This is a genomic window from Acidovorax sp. CCYZU-2555 (assembly GCF_018413525.1).
Classification (GTDB): Bacteria; Pseudomonadota; Gammaproteobacteria; order Burkholderiales; family Burkholderiaceae_C; genus Comamonas.
Map to the genome: position 1 here is coordinate 1 of NZ_JAHCDD010000070.1, position 15,580 is coordinate 15,580.

Here is a 15,580-nt window from a genome sequence, read left to right on the forward strand (position 1 = left end):
GCGTGCTGGGCTTTGGCGATCAGGCGCTGGCCGCCGATGCGATTCCCGCGCTGTCGACGGTGAAAGTCGACGGCGCCTATATCGGCCGCCTGGGCGCGGCAGCGCTCATCGCACGCATGCGCGGCGACAGCGTCGCGGCCGCGCAGGACGTGGGCTTTGAAGTGATCGCGCGCGCCAGCACGCTGGCCCCCACGGCGCGGGCCGCGCGCCACAACTGAAACCCTGCTCTTCACGCAAAGTGAAGAGGGGGTGCGATTCCAAGACTGGCCGCGCGGCGGGTCCCTGTCTACAGTCCTCACACGCCTTCACCGGCGCTGCAGCCCCAGGCATGCAATGACAAAACGACAGGAGACCCCGATGACTTCCCCCGATTTCAAGCCGTTGAACATCCCCTCGATGCGCGAGCGCTGCTCGCCCGCCGAGTGGCAGGCGCGCGTAGACCTTGCGGCCTGCTACCGCCTGGTCGAGCATTACGGCATGGCCGACATGATGGCCAATCACATTTCCGCGCGCGTTCCGGGCGAAGACGGGGCCTTCCTGATCAACGCCTACGGAATGATGTACGAAGAGATCACGGCCTCCAGCCTGATCAAGGTCGACCATGACGGCAACGTGCTGTCCACGCCCGACTTCGGCGCGCTGAACTATGGCGTCAACAAGGCCGGCTATGTGATCCACAGCGCGGTGCATGGCGCGCGCCCCGAAGTCGACTGCGTGATCCACACCCACAGCTGGGCGTCGATGGCGGTCTCGTCGCTGGAATGCGGGCTGCTGCCGCTGACGCAGACCGCGATGCGCTTTCTGAAGATCGGCTACCACGACTACCAGGGCGTGGTGCTCAATCTCGACGAGCAGGCATCCATCATCCGCGACCTGGGCCAGGGCGAGGCGCTGATTCTGCGCAACCACGGCGCGATGACCGTGGGCCGCTCGGTGGGTGAAGCGTTCAACTGGATGCACAGACTCGAACTCGCCTGCCGCGCCCAGCTCGCGGCCATGGCCTGCAATACGCCGTTCGTCGCCGTCGCGCCCGCGGTGCTCGAGGAGACCTGGAACAACTACCAGCCCGGAACGCGCCGCCCCTACGGCCTCATGGAATGGCCGGCGCTGCTGCGCAAGCTGGACCGCATGGACCCGAGCTACCGGCTCTGAAGCCGGCGCATGCGGGCGCCAGGCCCGCTGCCCCAACCCACAACAGGAGCCTGCCTATGCATGCCTGCTGAGCCGCTGCATTGCCGCGGCCGCGCTGCGCTCCCACGCGCACGCCAGAAAAATTGACAACAAGGAGACAAACCCATGAAATTCGCATCCGATCACGCCGCCGGCGTTCGCCCCCCGCCCCAGCGCGCCTTGCGCCGCGCGCTTTGCACCGGTATGGGACTGGCCCTGGCCTTGCCGCTGGCCGTGCAGGCACAGACCGCGGCCTATCCCGCCAAGCCGGTGAAGATCATCGTCGCCTTCACCGCGGGCGGCACCACCGATCTGCTGGCGCGCAGCGTCTCGCAAAAGCTGGGCGAAAAGCTGGGCCAGTCGTTCATCATCGAGAACCGCCCGGGCGGCGGCGGCAACATCGGCACGGAGTCGGTGGTGCGCGCCGCGCCCGATGGCTATACGCTGATCGTCAACTCGGTAGGGCCCATCTCGGTCAACCAGTCGCTCTACAAGAAGATGGGCTACGACCCGCTCAAGGACCTCGTGCCCATCGTGCAGATCGCCGATGTGCCCAATGTGCTGGTGGTCCACCCGTCGGTGCCGGCCAATACCTTCGACGAATTCCTCGCCTATGCGAAGACGCGCCCGGCCGACTTCAACTACGGCTCCACGGGCGTGGGCACCTCGTCGCATCTGTCGAGCTTCATGTTGATGCAGAACCTGGGCGTCGAGGCCCTGCACATTCCGTACAAGGGCGCGAACGCGCTCAACGACCTGCTCGCGGGCCGGCTGCAGTTCATGTTCGCGACCATTCCTTCGGTGGTCTCGCATATCCATGCGGGCAAGCTCAAGGCACTCGCCGTTTCGAGCAGCCAGCCGTCGCGCGCCCTGCCCAAGGTGCCCACGGTGTCCAGCCGCGTGCCGGGCTTCGAGGCCGGCTCGTGGTTCGGCTTCTTCGCGCCCAAGGGCGTGTCGCCCGAGGTGGTGCAGCTGATCAACAAGGAAGTCAACGCCATACTGCCCCAGCTCAACGACCAGATGGTGCGCGAAGGCGCGGACCCCGTGGGCGGCACGGCCGACCAGTTCGCGCGCATGACGCAGCGCGAGTTCGTCAAGTGGCAGAAGATCGTCAAGGACTCGGGCGCCTCGGTCGATTGATGGAAGACTTCGCATGACTCCCCTTTGCATTCTTGTCTCGGCGGCGGCGCGCGCCCAGCATGGCGCGGCCATTGCCCAGGCGCTCGAAGGCCGATCCCATGTGCTGGTTACGCCGGAAGACAGCGCGGCGCGCGACGCGCAAATCGCCTTTGTCTCGCGCGATGTCACCGGCCTGTCGACCAAGCACGAGGTCTTTGCCGAGACCCAGCGCTTCTACGATGCGATGGAGGCGGCCCCGGATCTGCGCTGGGTGCAGGTGCACTCGGCGGGAATGGACCGCAGGATCTACCTGCAGCTGCAGCAAAAGGGCGTCATGCTCAGCACCTCGGCGGGCAGCAATGCCGAGGTGGTGGCGCAGACCGCGGTCGCGGGACTGCTGGCGCTGGGCCGGCGGTTTCCCGAACTGATCGCGGCCCAGCGCCGCGGCGAATGGTCGCCGCTGATTCACCGGCCGTTGCCGCCCGACATCCTCGGCCAGACCGCGACCATCGTCGGCTGGGGCGAGATCGGCCAGGCGATCGCCCGCATTCTGCAGGCCGTGGGACTGCAGATCCAGGTGGTGCGCAGCAGCGCCGCGCCCACGGCCCAGGGCTTTGCCTGCTGCGCCTACGAAGACATCGCCCAGCTGCTGCCGCGCAGCGACTGGCTGGTGCTCGCCTGCCCGCTGACGCCGCGCACCCACCATCTGATCGACGCCACCGCGCTGCGCGCCCTGCCCGCGGGCGCGGGCCTGATCAATGTGGCGCGCGGCGATGTGGTCGATGAAGCCGCGCTGATCGCCGCGCTGCAAGGCGGACATCTGGCCGGCGCCTATCTCGATGTGTTTGCCCATGAGCCGCTGGCCCAGGACTCGCCGCTGTGGGCCCTGCCCCAGGTGCTGGCCACGCCGCACAGCGCGGGCTTCTCGGCCGGCAATGCCCAGCGCGTGGTGAACATCTTTCTGGCCAATCTGCGGCGCTATGCCCAGGGCCGGTTGCAGGCCCCGCAGGGCGCGAGCGCTCAGGGCTGATGGAGCTGGGCGCCTTTCCAGCGCCCTTCGCGCACCGTCGCGCGCACGACTTCGGCAATGACCACGCGCGCCGCCAGGCCCGCGGGCGACAGGTCTTCGTCGGACAGGCTGGCCAGCAGGTTCTGGCGCGCCATGCCTTCGTCGGCGATCTCCATGTGCAGCAGGCCCGCGCTCGCATGGCGCGTGGTCGCGGCGCCGGGCTGTATCGAGGCCGCGCAGCCGTCCATCACGGTGTCCATCAGCATCGCCAGGCCGTCGACTTCGAGCGCGATATCGGGAATCACATTCGCGCGCATGAAGCCCGCGTCCACCAGCGCGCGCAGGCCATGCGGCGCGCTGGGCAGCACCAGCGGCACATCGGCCAGCTCGGACAGCGACACCCTGTCCCTGGGCGACAGGCCTTTCATCGCCGGCGAGGCGACGAGAAACAGCTTTTCCTCCAGCAGCGGCGACGTATGCCAGTGGCGGTGGGCGTCGGCCTTGAAGATGATGCCCAGATCGATGCGCCGCGCGTTGAGCATGCCCGCGAGATTGCCCGACAGCGCTTCGACCAGGTGCAGGCGGATGTCGGGGTAGCGCTCGCGCATCACTTTCTGAAACGGCAGGCCCAGCACCGAGGCCGTGGTCGGCGCAAAGCCCACGCTCACCTGGCCGCTGAGCCGCGCGTGTTTGGCGGCCTGGGCGGCGTTGTCGATATTGCGCAGCGCGAGCTGGGCGTGGTGCATGAAGGCCGTGCCGGCTTCGGTGGGAATCACGCCCGCGGGCGAGCGCTGCAGCAGCCGCGTCGACAGCTCGCTTTCGAGCCGGCTGATCTGCTGGCTCAGCGCCGACGTGACCACATCGAGTTCGATCGCCGCGCGGCCCATGCTGCCGAGCTCGCAGATCTTGATGAAGTAGCGCAGTTGCCTGATTTCCATGGCGTGTGTCCTAGTGTGAAGCTTGCGTCAGGCGCGCGGCGGCGGCTTGAGCAGGCCGCTTTCGATGTGGCCGGCGACCAGCTGGCTGATTTCGGCGCGCACCCAGCGGTGCAGCTCCGACGCGTCCTGGCGCCTGGGCCAGGCCATGCGGAAGGTGATTTCGCGCAGCGGTGCGGGCAGGCGGCAGGTGACCAGCGGAAAGTGGCGCCGGTGCAGCGCTGCGGCAAACGCCGGCATGGTCGTCGCGTAGTCGCTTTCCATCAGCACATGCGGGCTGTTGCCGAAGCCCGAAATATAGGCCGCGAACTGCATGCGCCGCTGCGTGCCCTTGAGCGCGCGATCGAAGTTGGTGCGCCGGCCGTGCATCTGCGTATAGGCGAACCAGCGTATGTTCTCCAGGTCGTCCAGCGACAGCTGCCTGCGCCCGGCCAGCGGGTGCTGCGGCCCCATCACCGCCACGCGCTCGTCGCTGAACAGCGGCTTTTCGCTGAAGCGCGCGGGCACTTCGGCGAACAGGCCGATGGCGATGTCCTGGCGCTCGGCGTCCAGATCGGCGGGATCGAATTCGCCATGCACGGGGTGCAGCTTGGGCACGACACGCGGCGCGCGCTGCGCCAGGCGCTGCAGCAGCGGGCCGGCGAGCAGCAGTTCGAAATGCGCGGCTATGCCTATGTCGACCACGCCTTCGGCCTGGGCGGGATCGAAGGACTCGGCGACCGTGAGCGCCTGGCCCAGGCTCAGCAAGGCGGGACGCACGGCCGCATGCAGCGCCAGCGCGCGCTCGGTGGGCACAAAGCGCCCGCGCACCGCGACCAGCAGCGCATCGCCCAGCGCATGGCGCAGCTTGGCCAGATCGCGGCTCACGCCGGGCTGGGTCTTGTGCAAGGCGTGCGCGGTCTGCGTGGCGCTGCGCGTGGCCATCAGCGTGTCGAACGTCAGCAGCAGGTTCAGGTCCAGGCGCCGCAGCGCCGAAAATTCTTCGTCCATACCCGAAATGATATGGCCAACTTGGCAAATCATGATTGGACGCGTGGGTGCCGGCGCTTCTACAGTCAGGCCTTGCTTGAATAACGGAGACAAAAAAATGGCCCTTCCCCGCTTTCTGCGGCAGCTGTCCTGCGCCGCGCTGGCTTCGCTGCTGGCGTTCGCCGCCCTGCCCGCCGCCGCCCAGAACTACCCCGCCAAGCCGATACGGCTGGTCGTGCCCTTTCCGCCCGGCGGCACGCCCGACATCCTGAGCCGCATCATCGGCGAGCATGTGGGCAAGTCGCTGGGCCAGCCGGTGCTGGTCGAGAACCGCGCGGGCGCGGGCGGCAACATCGGCGCGCAGTCGGTCACCAAGTCGCCGGCCGACGGCTATACGTTGCTGGTCTGCGCGTTCAGCTGCGCGGTCTCGCCGTCGCTGTACTCGCCCGCGCCTTTCGATCTGGCGCGCGACTTCGAGCCGGTGGCGATGCTGGGCACCGTGCCCAGCGTGCTGGTCGTGCACCCTAACGTTCCGGCCAAGAGCCTCAAGGAGCTGATCGCCTACGCCAAGGCCCATCCCGACAAGCTCAACGCGGCCTCGTCGGGCGTGGGCGGCTCGGCGCATCTGGCGCTGGTGCTGCTGCGCAACCGTGCCAACATCGACATCGCCCATGTGCCGTACAAGGGCGCGGGCCAGGTCGCTGCCGACCTGCTCGGCGGCCAGGTCGACATGTACTTCGACAACCTGCCCGCATCGCTGCAAAGCATTCGCGCCGGCAAGCTGCGCGCGCTGGCCGTGGCGAGCAAGGCGCGCGCCTCGGCCGTGCCCGACGTTCCCACGTTCAGCGAAGCCGGCCTGCCCGACTTCCTGATCACGCCCTGGTTCGGCGTGCTGGCACCGGCCGGAACGCCCGCGGGCGCGGTCAAGACGCTCAATCAGGCGATCAACCAGGCGCTGCAGGACCCGGCGCTGGGCAAGCGCCTGGAGGAACTGGGCCTGGTGGCCGCGCCCGGTACGCCCGCGGCGCTCAAGCGCTTCATGGCCGCCGAGACGGCGTCGTGGGCCGAAGTGATACGCAAGAACGCCATCAAGCCCGAATGACGCACGACTTGGATCCCCGGCCCGGGCGCTGCGGCCCGCTGAGCCTGCGCGACATGGGCGCCTTCCATGTGGGCGGCCAGGCCGTGCAATTGCAAGGCCTGCCGAGCACGCGCGAAGTGCTGGCCGCGGGCGGCGAGCCCGTGCTGCTGGACCCCAACGGCCGCTACTGGGTGGGCCAGATGTATGCCCAGTACTTCCTGCCCCAGGCGCCAACGCAGACCACGCCCCTGCAGCTGTGGCATGGCGGCGGCCTGACCGGCGCCTGCTGGGAGACCACGCCCGACGGCCGGCCCGGCTGGCTGCACTACTTCGTGCGCCGCGGCTGGGACACCTATCTGTGCGACGCCGCCGAACGCGGCCGCGCGGGCTATGCGCCCCAGCATCTGTGGGGCGCGCCGCTGTCGCAGACCGCCGAAGCGGTGTTCGCGCGCTTTCGCTTGGGGCCTGGCCTGGGCGGCGTGGCGCTGGCCGATGCCGCGCGCCAGGCTTTTCCCGAAGGCCAGTTTCCCGCCGAAGCGTTCGAGGCGCTGGCGCGCCAATTGGTGCCGCGCTGGGCGCATACCGACGCGGTGATTCTTGACGCCTACGCGGCGCTGCTCAATCGCGTCGCGCCCAGCGCCGTGGTGTGCCATTCGCAAGGCGGCATGTTCGGCCTGACCATGGCCCAGCGCCGACCCGACCGCGTGCGCGCTGTCGTCGCGCTGGAGCCCGCTGCCGTGCCCCCGCCATCGGACGAAGACACGGGCTATGCCGTGCCCACGCTGATCATTCTGGGCGACCGCATCGACGGCGACGCGCGCTGGCCCGCGATGCGCGCGCGCATAGAAGCGTTCGCGCGCCGCCATGCGTCGGTCGAGATTCTGTCGCTGCCCGATCTGGGCATGCGCGGCAACTCGCATATGCTGATGATGGACCGCAACCAGCTCGACATCGCTGATCTGGCCCATGACTGGCTGGCGCGCACGCTCAAGGGCTGACGCCCAAACCCCTTCGCGGCCCAGGGCCGCAATCGCATTTGTAGACGACTGGTCAGTTTTGGCACTAAAGTCAGGACTTCCATGAAAAAGCCCGCCCAAGACACCCGCCAGCACATCCTCGAAGTCGCGCGCGCGCTGATGACAGGCAAGGGCTATACGGCCGTGGGCCTGGCCGAAGTCGTGGCCGCGGCGGGCGTGCCCAAGGGCTCGTTCTATTACTACTTCAAGTCCAAGGAAGAGTTCGGCCAGGCGCTGCTCGAGAACTACTTCAGCGCCTATCTGGCCCAGATCGACGGCCTGCTCGGCGGCGCCGGCACGGCCAAGCAACGGCTGATGGCCTATTTTCAGCACTGGACCACGACCCAGGGCATCGATCTGCCCGTGGACAAATGCTTGGTCGTCAAGCTGGGCCCCGAAGTCTGCGACCTCTCCGAAGACATGCGCCTGGTGCTGCGCCAGGGCACGGACGCGGTGATCGCGCGCATCGCGCACTGCATTGTGCAGGGCCAGGCCGACGGCTCCATCGCCAACGCCACGGCCGCGCCCGTGCTCGCCGAATCGCTGTACCAACTGTGGCTGGGCGCCTCGCTGCTGGGCAAGGTCAACAAGCATGGCGCGCCTTTCGAAACCGCGCGCCTCACCACACAGCAACTGCTGCGCTGAACCCCTTTTTTACCCACTCACTAGACGACTGGTCAACTTCACGCCATGAAAAACACTGCCAACACCGATCTGTTCTTCCCCGCCACGCTGGGCGCGCTGCAACTCGCCAACCGCATCGTAATGGCGCCGCTCACGCGCAGTCGCATGGGCGAAGACGGCGTGCCCAACGCCATGCATGCCACCTATTACGCCCAGCGCGCAAGCGCCGGCCTGCTGATCAGCGAAGCCATCAACATCTCGCCCCAGGCGCGCGGCTATGCGGCCACGCCCGGCATCTGGAGCGAAGCGCAGGTCGCGGGCTGGAAACTGGTGACCGATGCAGTGCACGCGGCCGGCGGCAAGATCGTCGCCCAGCTGTGGCATGTGGGCCGCTACTCGCATGTCGACCTGCAGCCCGACGGCCAGGCGCCGGTCGCCCCCTCGGCGCTCAAGGCCCAAGGCACGACCTATACCGCCCAGGGCGTGGTCGAAGTCTCGACGCCGCGTGCGCTCGAGACCCATGAAATTCCCGCGCTGATCGCGCAATACCGCCACGCTGCCGAATGCGCGCAGCGCGCGGGCTTCGACGGCGTCGAAGTGCATTCGGCCAACTGCTATCTGCTCGAGCAGTTCCTGCGCGACTCGACCAACCAGCGCACCGATGCCTATGGCGGCTCCATCGAGAACCGCACCCGCCTCACGCGCGAAGTCACCGAAGCCGTGATCGCGGTCTGGGGCAGCGGCCGCGTGGGCATACGCCTTTCGCCCGCCACGCCCAATGTGGGCAATACGCCGCTCGACAGCGACCCCATGGCCACCTACGGCCATCTGATTCAGCGACTCAACCCGCTCAAGCTCGCCTACCTGCATTTCGTCGAAGGCGCGACCGGTGGCGCGCGCGATCTGCCCGCCCATATCGACCTCGACGCGCTGCGCGCGCAGTTCGACGGCGCCTATATCGGCAACAACGGCTATGACCTCGACCTGGCCGTGAAGCGCCGGGCGCAAGGCCTGGTCGACGCGGTCGCGTTCGGCCGGCCTTTCATCGGCAACCCCGATCTGGTCGAACGCCTGCAAAGCGGCGCCGAACTGGTCCAGGCCTCGCATGCGTCGTACTATGGCCGGGGTGCCGAAGGCTATACCGACTGGCCCGCGCTGCAGGCCTGAGCCTTGCAACGGCCCCATGCCGTTGCATCATGGCAGGGTGCCAGGCCCGGCCCGGCACACCCCAGACACTTCAGCAAGGACTTGAAATGAAGCTTTTGCTTGCAGGCGCGAGCGGCCTGGTCGGCAGCCAGGTGCTGCGCCTGGCGCTGGCCGACACGCGCATCACCCAGGTGACCGCGCCCGTGCGCCGCGCGCTGCCCACGACGCACGCCAAACTGCTGGCGCCCGTCGTCGACTATGACGCGCTGCCCGAAGACGCCGGCTGGTGGCGGGCCGATGCCGTGGTCTGCGCGCTGGGCACGACGATGAAAGTCGCGGGCTCGGAGGCCGCGTTCCGCCGCGTGGACCACGACTATCCGCTGGCCGTCGCGCACCTGGCGCGCGCGCAGGGCACGCCCACCTATGTACTCAATTCGGCGACCGGCGCCGATGCGCAATCGCGCTTTTTCTACAACCGCGTCAAGGGCGAACTCGAAGAGGCGCTGGCCCCACTGGGTTTTGACTCGCTCACCTATGCGCGCCCCGGTTTGATTGGCGGCGAACGCCAGGAACGGCGGCCCGCCGAGCGCGCGGCCATCGCCGCGCTCACGGCGCTGGGCCCGCTGCTGCCCCGGCGCTGGCGCCTGTGCCCGGGCCAACGCATTGCCCAGGCCATGCTGACCGCCGCGCTGCTGGCGCGCCCCGGCGTGCATGTTCTTCCCGCCGAGGTCCTGACCGCATGAGAAAACGCATTCTTCACGTCAGCCTGCTCCTGGTGACCGCATTCGCGCTCGGCGGCTGCGCGCTGAGCCGGGTGTCCGAGAAACACCATGCCAAGGAGGCCGAAGAACTCCAAGCCGTGGGTTTCACGCTCGAACAAGCCAGGGCCGCTGCCATGCAAAAGGGCTATTCCTGCGAGCAGCAGCCCGACAGGAACCGCTCGGTGCAAAAGGATGGCGTGGTACGCAAGACCGACATCCTGCAATGCAACAAATCATCGGCGGAACTGATCTGCCCGCAGCGCCGCTATGTGGTCTTCAACCTGGACCCCGCCACCGGCAAGGTGTATGCGGTGGGCGCGCGCATCAACCAGCAATCGTGCTTTTGAAAGACTTTCCCATGAACCCGCATATCGCCGCCGTGCCGCTGCCCAAGTCGCACCGCCTCATCAACCATGGCCCCACGGTGCTGGTCTCGGCGCGCCATGACGGCGTGGACAACGTGATGGCCGCGGCCTGGGCCTGCGCGCTCGACTTCGCGCCGCCCAAGCTCACCGTGGTGCTCGACAAAAGCACCCGCACGCGTGCGCTCGTGGAGCGCAGCGGCCGCTTCGTGATCCAGGTGCCCACGGTCGCGCAGTTGCAACTCACCAGCGCGGTCGGTACGCAAAGCCTGGCGAGCACGCCGGCCAAGCTGGCCGACACCGGCGTCGAACTGTTCGGCATCGAAGGCTTCGATCTGCCGTTTGTCGCCGGTTGCTCGGCCTGGCTGGCCTGCGAACTCATCCCCGAGCCGCACAACCAGCAGACCTACGATCTGTTCATAGCCGAAGTCGTGGGCGCCTGGGCCGATACGCGGGTGTTTCGCGATGGCCATTGGCATTTCGATGAGGCCGATCCTTGCTGGCGCAGCCTGCACTACATTGCGGGCGGGCATTTCCATGCGACCGGAGAGGCGCTGCCGGTGCAGGAAGGCGCGCCCTAGGGCAGATACCGGCACTTCGACAAGCTCAGTGCGAACGGTTTCTGGAGCCAGCGGACTCAGACAAGTCCCGTGCGAACAGGACCCTGGCTCAGCTGACCTTGGTGAACAAGGCTTTGCGGCGCACGGTCTTGCCGGCCAGCATGAAGACACCGTCGCCGGTGTAGTGCAGGGTCTGCGGATGTTTGGGCGAGCGCGCGACATGCGCCTTGACGACTTCGAACACGAAGAAGTTGTAGCGTTCGACCAGCGCGTCGTCGAACAGCCGGCATTCGAAGCTCGCATGGCATTCGCGAATCAAAGGTGCGCTCACCAACTGCGCGGGCTCGGCCGTGAGGCCGAATGCCGCGAACTTGTCGACTTCAGCGCCCGAGCTGTTGCCTATCTTCGCGGCCACGTCCGTGAGCTTCGCGGTGGGCACATTGATCACGCATTCGCCGCTCTCGCGTACCAGGCCGAAGCTGTGGTTGGCGCTGGAAATCACGCAGCCCACCAGCGACGGAGAGAACTCCATGACCGTGTGCCAGCCCATGGTCATGATGTCGGTCCGATCGCCGTGTCTCGACGACACCAGCACCACGGGCCCGGGCTCCAGGAAACGCCGTATCTGCGCGACCGGGAAATCGTGCTTCTTTGCGGCCATGGCTAGCGGCGTCGCTGGCCGGGCGGCTGTGTGGAGGTGGCTGCGCAGGGAAGCATCGTGTGAAATCCTTTCGCATCCAGTGTCCGCAAGCTTGCCGCGTGCGTGCGTAGGAAGCCACGCCGCCTGCGCTCAATGCGCTTGCGGATTGAACACCACATGCGTGAGGCAGCCAGGCAGCGCGCCGCGAAACCCGAACGACACCCGAACGCCATCGATCTCCACGCGCCGGTAGCTGACCGGATCGGGGTTGTTCGGCTGGGGAAAATCGGCGTTGCTTACCTGCGCATAGCGCGCAGCAATGTCGGCCGGCGTGATGCAGCTGCCTTGCAGCTCGAGCACCATCAGCTGCACGGTGTCGCCCTCGGCCAGTCGCACTTCGGCAATCGCGCTTTGCAGATTGGGCCCCAGCACGACCGGCGCGCTGCTGATATCGCCAGCGCTGGTCAAGGAAAAAGACCTGCCCGGCCATTGGCCCAGCACCGCCTGGCCGCCTTGCGTGCTCGCAGCCGCCAGCTTGCCTATCAGTTGCCACAGCGCCTCGGGCGCGGGAGCGGCCGCGGCCGGCAATGCATGCAGCGCCAGCGCCAGCACCCGCGCCCAGCGCGGCAAGGCATCAGTAATGCGCGTCATAGTAGGCTCCGTAGTAGTCGCGGTAGTTCTGCCGTGTGGTCGAGGTGAAGTTGCTGTCGCAAAAGGCCGCGCCGATACGGCGCCGGTCGGTGCCCAGGCGCAGCAGCTCGGCGGCATTGGAAGCGGCCAGGCCGATGTCCACGCTGTGGCCTGTGCACTCCAGCGTTTCGGCACGCGCATGGATGTTGTTGACCACGGCATGGCCTTCGGCGTCGCACCAGGACTGGATGTAGGCGCTGCGCGACGCGGTGTCCTGGCGAACGCCGTACTCGGCATGGCCCAGTTCATGCGCCAACAGGGAAGCACGCGCGTTCAGGCCCACGGTCTCGACCTGGCCGCAGTCGTAGGCCTGGATGTAGATTCTCCTGAGCTCGTGATCGGTATAGCTCGCGGCGCCGTAATGCAGGCGGTAGCCCAGGCTGTTGACCTGCCGCGTGATGCGCGCGGAATGCGCGGCCATCGCATCGATGCACGCGCCCAGGCCGGTGACGGGCGCAGTTGCCGCGCAGTGCGAATGCACGGCCGCATGGGTCAACAGCAAGGCCGACAAGGCGGCGTGCCGCCAGGACAGGGAAGACATCAATCGCTCCTTGGAACACGCATCATCGCGCGCCAAAGGATGAAAGATCAAGCTTGCGGTCTGCAGCAGCCGGCGTTGTGGCGCGCTTCGCACCGGCGCCCGGCTGCGCTGGCATTCAGCGCGCGCGTGACTGGATTTCCTGGCGCTGGCGCTCTTCCTGTTCGCGCAGCTCGGGCGTCAGCGCCGCGCCGAAATCCTCGGGCCCAAAGATCTGCCGGATCTCGATCTCCGAATCGCTGCGCATGGGATTGGGGCATTTCTTGACCCATTCGACGGCGTCCTGCAGCGAGGCGCAGTTCCAGATCCAGAAGCCCGCCACCAGTTCGCCAGTCGCGGCAAACGGCCCGTCGATCACCGTGCGCTGCGGGCCCGAGAACGCCACGCGCGCACCGCGCGAGCTGGGGTGCAGGCCTTCGCCGGCCTCCATCACGCCCGCCTTGACGAGTTCCTCGTTGAAGGCCCCCATCGCCGCGAACTCTTGCTGGGTCGGCATCACGCCGGCTTCGCTGTCTTTCGTTGCCTTGACCATCACCATGAAACGCATGTTGATCTCCTCACGCTGATTGGAACGACCCGCCGCCACTTTAGCGCGGCGACGCTCCTGGCGCCAAACCCCTGTCGCCGACCAGTGCCGCTTCGAGCACGCTCACCATCTGCGCGCAATCCGCATCCACTGCACTGACCATCACCATCTGCCGCGCATAGGCCGCGCCCGGCATCGGAATGCTCAGGCACTCGCCCGCAAAACGTTCAATGCCCATCCATTGCGGCACCAGGCTCACGCCCATGCCGTCGGCCACCAGCATGGCAATCGCTTCGAGCGCGTCGAGATCGCACAGCACCGCCGGCGCAATGCCCTGGTCGGCGAGCCAGGCCGCGGCATGGCGCCCGCCCCAGGCGTTGGGGTCGTAGCGGATATAGGGCAGCTCGCAAAGCAGCGCCGCGGGGCGGCTGGCATCGGCGCCCGGGGGCGCGAGCAGCACCAGCGGCTCCTTGCGCAGATGCACGGCGCGCATCGTCCTGGGCAGCGCGAAAGGCGGCTCGACGATCAGCGCGGCGTCGATCTCACCGGCCTGCAACAGGCGAAACAGTTCGCGCGAGGTGCCGGGAATGATCTGGGCCTTGGCTTCGGGCGCGGCCTGGCTGAAGGCGCGCAGGGCGCGCGGCAACAGCCCCGTGAGCACGGTCGAGACCGCGCCTATGCGCAAAGTGCCGCGCAGGCCGTCGACGCTCGCATCGCCTTGCAGCAGCGCGGCCTCGCGCACCAGGCGGCGCGCACGCGGCAGCAGCAAAGTGCAGGCCCGGGTGGGCTGGGCGCTGTGGCCGCTGCGTGACAGCAGAGCAAAGCCCAGTTCGCGCTCGAGCACCTGCACGCGCTGGCCTATGGCCGCGGCCGTGAGGTGCTCGTTGCGCGCGGCCTCGGCGATGGAGCCGCTGTCGACCACGGCGATCAGGCTCTTGAGATAACGGATCTCCAAAACAAATCCTTTTGCTTCGCCAAATAATATTGGCTATGTCTTTTGGAGTATGCCCGTTAAGCTCGGCGGCATACAGATTCCCGCGAGCGCGGGCCCCACGCAAAGATTGATTTTTCCCCATGCGCACCAGCTTCCATCTCGCCTACCACGTCCGTGACCTCGACAAGGCCCGCGCCTTCTACGGCACCATGCTCGGCTGCCAGGAAGGCCGCAGCACCGACACCTGGGTCGATTTCGACTTCTTCGGCCATCAGATCTCGCTGCACCTGGGCGAGCCGTTTCCCGTGACCAACACCGGCCATGTCGGCGATCACCTGGTGCCCATGCCGCATCTGGGAATGATCATGGCCATGGACGACTGGCAGGCGCTGGCCGCGCGCCTCACGGAACAGAAGATGGAATTCGTGCTCAAGCCCCATATCCGTTTCGAAGGCGAGCCCGGCGAACAGGCGACGATGTTCTTTCTGGACCAGTGCGGCAACCCGATCGAAGTCAAGGGCTTCCGAGACCTCGACAAGGTCTACGCGCAGTGATTCCCGCGATCCCTTTCATCTGCGCGCCCGGCTATGCGTTTGCCGAAGCCTGGCGCGCGGCGCTGCAGGCCGCGATGCCGCTAGAGCGCATCGTGGCGCTCGAGTCGCTGGACGACCACGCGCGCGCGGCCTGTGACTTCGCCATCGTCGCCAACCCCGATACGCGCGATCTCGCGACGCTGGCGCAACTGAAATGGGTGCACAGCGTCTGGGCCGGCGTGGAGCGGCTGGTCGAAGATCTGCAGCACAGCCCGGTGGAGATCGTGCGCCTCGTGGACCCGCAGCTGGCCCAGACCATGGCCGAAGCCGTGCTGGCCTGGACGCTCTATCTGCACCGCGACATGCCGCGCTACGCGCGCCAGCAGGCCGCGGGCCAATGGCTGGAGCACGACTATGTGCGGCCGCAGGAAAAGACCGTGGCGCTGCTGGGCCTGGGCGAACTGGGCCTGGCCAGCGCCGCCAGGCTGCTGGCCGCGGGCTTTCAGGTATCGGGCTGGAGCCGCAGCCGCAGGGCCGTGCCGGGCGTGCAGTGTTTTGCCGGCGATGAAGAATTGCCCGCGCTGCTGGCCGGCGCCGACATCCTGGTGTGCCTGCTGCCGCTCACGCCCCAGACCCGGGACATGCTCGATGCGCCCACGCTGGCCCATCTCAAGCCCGGCGCTTCGCTGATCAACTTCGCGCGCGGCGCCATCATCGATGACCAGGCCTTGCGCGCGGCGCTGGACTCGGGTCAGCTCGCACACGCCGTGCTCGATGTGTTCCGTGAAGAGCCCCTGCCCGCGGCGCAATGGCAATGGCAGCACCCGCAGGTGACCGTGCTGCCGCATATCTCGGGGCCGACCGACCGCGGCACGGCGGCGGCGATTGTCGCGGCGAATGTGGGCCGCTACCGCGCCACGGGCGCCTTGCCGGTGGTCGTCGACAAGCAGCGGCGCTACTGAAAAAC

The 15,580-nt window shown here is 67.5% G+C and carries 20 protein-coding genes; 13 read left to right on the forward strand and 7 right to left on the reverse strand.

Translation table 11 applies throughout. The features are described 5' to 3' along the window. From KHY18_RS20875 to KHY18_RS20890, 4 genes are all read left to right on the forward strand, one after another. Positions 1 to 218, forward strand: a 218-nt coding sequence (locus KHY18_RS20875) for a substrate-binding domain-containing protein (RefSeq protein WP_213304352.1), incomplete at its 5' end; no start/stop codon positions are given. Between the two features lie 139 nt (positions 219 to 357). Further along, positions 358 to 1,152 carry a class II aldolase/adducin family protein gene (locus KHY18_RS20880; protein WP_213304356.1) on the forward strand — a complete coding sequence of 265 codons (795 nt, stop codon included), beginning with the start codon at positions 358 to 360 and terminating at the stop codon, positions 1,150 to 1,152. A 144-nt stretch (positions 1,153 to 1,296) separates the two neighbouring features. Next, entirely contained in the window at positions 1,297 to 2,310 is a 1,014-nt protein-coding gene (locus KHY18_RS20885) for a Bug family tripartite tricarboxylate transporter substrate binding protein (RefSeq protein WP_502769372.1), read from the forward strand. A 13-nt stretch (positions 2,311 to 2,323) separates the two neighbouring features. Beyond that, entirely contained in the window at positions 2,324 to 3,319 is a 996-nt protein-coding gene (locus KHY18_RS20890) for a D-2-hydroxyacid dehydrogenase (RefSeq protein ID WP_213304359.1), read from the forward strand. Here KHY18_RS20890 and KHY18_RS20895 read toward each other — a convergent pair. Next, positions 3,310 to 4,236 (reverse strand): LysR family transcriptional regulator, encoded by a 927-nt coding sequence (locus KHY18_RS20895; protein ID WP_213304362.1) that lies wholly within the window; start codon positions 4,234 to 4,236, stop codon positions 3,310 to 3,312. The genes KHY18_RS20890 and KHY18_RS20895 overlap by 10 nt on opposite strands. A gap of 27 nt (positions 4,237 to 4,263) precedes the next feature. Further along, entirely contained in the window at positions 4,264 to 5,223 is a 960-nt protein-coding gene (locus KHY18_RS20900) for a LysR family transcriptional regulator (protein WP_213304365.1), read from the reverse strand. Between the two features lie 97 nt (positions 5,224 to 5,320). On the opposite strand from KHY18_RS20900, the gene KHY18_RS20905 reads away from it, so the two are divergent. The 7 genes from KHY18_RS20905 (at position 5,321) to KHY18_RS20935 (ending at position 10,773) form a co-directional block, all read left to right on the forward strand. Then, positions 5,321 to 6,304, forward strand: coding sequence for a Bug family tripartite tricarboxylate transporter substrate binding protein (locus tag KHY18_RS20905; protein WP_213304368.1), 984 nt, complete (start codon positions 5,321 to 5,323; stop codon positions 6,302 to 6,304). Continuing rightward, positions 6,301 to 7,281 (forward strand): alpha/beta hydrolase, encoded by a 981-nt coding sequence (locus KHY18_RS20910; RefSeq protein ID WP_213304370.1) that lies wholly within the window; start codon positions 6,301 to 6,303, stop codon positions 7,279 to 7,281. Before KHY18_RS20905 ends, KHY18_RS20910 begins: the two co-directional genes overlap by 4 nt. An 81-nt stretch (positions 7,282 to 7,362) precedes the next feature. Next, entirely contained in the window at positions 7,363 to 7,944 is a 582-nt protein-coding gene (locus tag KHY18_RS20915) for a TetR/AcrR family transcriptional regulator (protein WP_213304372.1), read from the forward strand. A gap of 45 nt (positions 7,945 to 7,989) precedes the next feature. Then, positions 7,990 to 9,090, forward strand: coding sequence for an alkene reductase (locus KHY18_RS20920; RefSeq protein WP_213304374.1), 1,101 nt, complete (start codon positions 7,990 to 7,992; stop codon positions 9,088 to 9,090). An 86-nt stretch (positions 9,091 to 9,176) separates the two neighbouring features. Further along, positions 9,177 to 9,812 (forward strand): Rossmann-fold NAD(P)-binding domain-containing protein, encoded by a 636-nt coding sequence (locus KHY18_RS20925; RefSeq protein ID WP_213304376.1) that lies wholly within the window; start codon positions 9,177 to 9,179, stop codon positions 9,810 to 9,812. After that, positions 9,809 to 10,177 carry a hypothetical protein gene (locus tag KHY18_RS20930; RefSeq protein ID WP_249729270.1) on the forward strand — a complete coding sequence of 123 codons (369 nt, stop codon included), beginning with the start codon at positions 9,809 to 9,811 and terminating at the stop codon, positions 10,175 to 10,177. Before KHY18_RS20925 ends, KHY18_RS20930 begins: the two co-directional genes overlap by 4 nt. Positions 10,178 to 10,188: 11 nt before the next feature. After that, the gene (locus tag KHY18_RS20935) at positions 10,189 to 10,773 is read left to right on the forward strand and encodes a flavin reductase family protein (RefSeq protein ID WP_213304378.1); all 585 of its coding nucleotides are present in this window, start codon (positions 10,189 to 10,191) and stop codon (positions 10,771 to 10,773) included. Between the two features lie 88 nt (positions 10,774 to 10,861). Here KHY18_RS20935 and KHY18_RS20940 read toward each other — a convergent pair whose 3' ends face one another. The 5 genes from KHY18_RS20940 to KHY18_RS20960 all read right to left on the reverse strand — a co-directional run bounded on the left by KHY18_RS20940 (position 10,862) and on the right by KHY18_RS20960 (position 14,101). Then, positions 10,862 to 11,413, reverse strand: a complete 552-nt coding sequence (locus KHY18_RS20940; protein ID WP_213304382.1) for a flavin reductase family protein — start codon at positions 11,411 to 11,413, stop codon at positions 10,862 to 10,864. Between the two features lie 129 nt (positions 11,414 to 11,542). Then, complete coding sequence (locus KHY18_RS20945) at positions 11,543 to 12,043, reverse strand: hypothetical protein (protein WP_213304385.1); 501 nt, start codon at positions 12,041 to 12,043, stop codon at positions 11,543 to 11,545. Next, positions 12,027 to 12,623, reverse strand: a complete 597-nt coding sequence (locus KHY18_RS20950; protein ID WP_213304388.1) for a hypothetical protein — start codon at positions 12,621 to 12,623, stop codon at positions 12,027 to 12,029. The genes KHY18_RS20945 and KHY18_RS20950 overlap by 17 nt, the downstream gene beginning before the upstream one ends. A 115-nt stretch (positions 12,624 to 12,738) precedes the next feature. Further along, the gene (locus KHY18_RS20955) at positions 12,739 to 13,167 is read right to left on the reverse strand and encodes a YciI family protein (RefSeq protein WP_213304391.1); all 429 of its coding nucleotides are present in this window, start codon (positions 13,165 to 13,167) and stop codon (positions 12,739 to 12,741) included. Between the two features lie 40 nt (positions 13,168 to 13,207). Then, on the reverse strand, positions 13,208 to 14,101 hold the full coding sequence (locus KHY18_RS20960) for a LysR family transcriptional regulator (protein ID WP_213304394.1): 894 nt from the start codon (positions 14,099 to 14,101) through the stop codon (positions 13,208 to 13,210). A 119-nt stretch (positions 14,102 to 14,220) separates the two neighbouring features. On the opposite strand from KHY18_RS20960, the gene KHY18_RS20965 reads away from it, so the two are divergent. Further along, complete coding sequence (locus tag KHY18_RS20965) at positions 14,221 to 14,634, forward strand: VOC family protein (RefSeq protein WP_213304397.1); 414 nt, start codon at positions 14,221 to 14,223, stop codon at positions 14,632 to 14,634. After that, positions 14,631 to 15,575, forward strand: a complete 945-nt coding sequence (locus KHY18_RS20970) for a 2-hydroxyacid dehydrogenase (protein WP_502769373.1) — start codon at positions 14,631 to 14,633, stop codon at positions 15,573 to 15,575. The genes KHY18_RS20965 and KHY18_RS20970 overlap by 4 nt, the downstream gene beginning before the upstream one ends. Positions 15,576 to 15,580: the final 5 nt, after the last annotated feature.